The 2,371-nt window shown below is 32.3% G+C and carries 3 protein-coding genes; all 3 read right to left on the reverse strand.

The features are described from left to right. On the reverse strand, window positions 1-365 hold a 365-nt coding region (locus HNP81_RS23520; protein WP_182504181.1), incomplete at its 3' end, for an SOS response-associated peptidase. A 536-nt stretch (window positions 366-901) separates the two neighbouring features. Next, on the reverse strand, window positions 902-1,114 hold the full coding sequence (locus HNP81_RS23525) for a hypothetical protein (protein WP_028390166.1): 213 nt from the start codon (window positions 1,112-1,114) through the stop codon (window positions 902-904). A gap of 1,174 nt (window positions 1,115-2,288) precedes the next feature. After that, on the reverse strand, window positions 2,289-2,369 hold the full coding sequence (locus HNP81_RS24865; RefSeq protein ID WP_372442159.1) for an IS3 family transposase: 81 nt from the start codon (window positions 2,367-2,369) through the stop codon (window positions 2,289-2,291). Window positions 2,370-2,371: the final 2 nt, after the last annotated feature.

The raw sequence follows: 2,371 nt of genomic DNA on the forward strand, positions 1-2,371 counted from the left end.
GTCTTAAGTTTGATTCGCATGGGAATTTTACGTTCGGGTGTTTTCTTCCACTCATAGAAAGAGTCAGCAAGTATTAAACAACGTTTCTTTTTATATGCATTCTTAAAACTTGGTTTCTCAGCGATCGTCTCAGCCCTAGCGTTGATCATTTTGTAACCAATCTTTTCATCTTTAGCCCAGAAAGGAATTAATCCCCAACGAAGGTAGCCTAAACGATTCTTTGTTCCGTCATTGATTACTGACAAAACAGAGTGTGAAGGAGCGATATTATAACTGAATTGATACTCGTTATTAAATGGAGCATTTATGTCAAAACGGTCCATTATTTCTTCTATGTCAGTGAATAGAGTATATCGTCCACACATAGTATCACCTACTTGTTAGTTTAATTAGGTTGATTCTAGCAGATGATCCTTTTAGTGACAAATCAGCGTTCCAGAATTCCAATATTTCTATATGGTTGATTGGATAATATGCATTTTATTATTGTGGTTTTGAAATAAATAAAAAAGGTAATGTTTAAACGGCGGCAGCACTACAGCCTGTAAGAAAGGGAAAAGCGTCCTTTAAAAACACTCTCTTCCCTTTTGTTCATTTATTAAAGTAATTAGTATCAATTTGATCGAACTTTATTCCAAACCTATACTATATGAGATTCATAACCGGGTGGCCGGTTATCTTAAAGAGATGTATGAAGATATTGGAGATTATACCTTAGCAGATCATCAAGATCACTTATACGAACAAAGTTGTTAAGGTAGGTAGGAGCAGGAGCTAATAGTTTTCTGTTTTTTATTGCCACAAAAGAGGTACCAGACATATAAGACGGGTTATATGTACTCTGTTCTTTTCAAAAGTCTCTGTTAAAGTTTTTTCTTAACCCTAATAAAAAAGTACCCGATTAATCGGATACATACTTAAGGATTCCTTGTAAATAAACGGAGTATTCTCGCTGCACATACTCTCTTAATTTAATTTTTCCTTCTCTCTCTAATTCTTTAACCAATTCTTCAATCTTATTTTCATCTTCTTTAGTATTCTTGGGAATTTCTAGTGAAAATAAATTACCTTGATGGGCACTCTGAAGCCTTTTTAATAGTTTCTCTTTATTCATTGAGGCATCCCCTTTTATCAACTCTTAGAAAAAATAAAAACCTAAATGTTGCTCTAAATATATTATATCCGATTAAACTTATAAGAGAAGACAAAATGAGAGTTTATTCTTGATATCAATGAGAATCTGTTACATGTCCATTTTATGATTATCGCTACTTGAGTTATGTAATACCATTACTAGCAGACGTGCAAGATTGTTATTTATCCTTATTGCCACTGTCAAGAATCCGTTGTTCTTTACGATTAAGAGCAAGGGTACCTGGTGAAAGTAAATCTTAATTATGACTGACTAAACTCCCTTGCTCAATATCAATATATTTCCCATCATATTCATTTGTGATGCTTCGATTAGTCTTGAGGGGTAGTGAGTATAAAATCGGGTGCTTTACAAAAGGGATTATTTACCTAATAACAATGTAAAGAGGTGATAGTCGGGGGATATTTTACAAATGTTTTTTGGTTCTCATACTTGCATAAGTAGTAAGTACTCTTAGACATCTAACCAGAAGCTTATAGTCGATTTTGCTTTATTACAAAAAAAACAGACAATTTAGTAGTTAACTACCTACAAATTGTCTGATTCGTCGTTTATTTTATGCCCACGCACTTCTTTTGCTACAGCTTTTGCAGCTTCTTCTTTTGTATCAAAAATACGCCATTGATTGTTAATCATTGTAAATACCATTTTTACACCATCCTTTATCGTCTTTTTGCTCTTTTCTATTTCGTTTCTATGGTTATATTATACAATTTGAAGCTTTTTTAGTCAAAGTCAATGAAAACGCAACCATTTACCATGAAAGCGAGAACATTACCCATGAAAACGCAATTAATTTGATTATTCTTAAAATTCCGTTGTATATCTCTTGTTTTCGTGTATTTTTAAAATAAAAAGACATTTAACATAAAGTGTCCCGGATTAATCTAAAAAAATATATTACACGTTGTAGCTATTTTTCAAAATCTATTGCCCCATTATGCGCACAGATTTGTAAAGTTTGTAGAAATCATTGTTTACAACACCTTAATTTTAAGTCGCAATATTAGGTTTAAAAAGTATGCATACTTTATACAAAACTAGTTACCATAATCACCCTTATAGGTACTGAAAAAGGATCTTCCAAACTGGTCTTATCCCCGTCAAGTAGACAATTAATAAGAAGGTTCACTTATTAGGCAGCCTTAGCTCTATATTCAGTAGGGCTGAGGTTATTTAATTTTTTTTGAAAACGTTTATTGTTATAAAACTTAATAT

The organism is Peribacillus huizhouensis (genome assembly GCF_014138605.1).
Lineage (GTDB): Bacteria > Bacillota > Bacilli > Bacillales > DSM-1321 > Peribacillus > Peribacillus huizhouensis.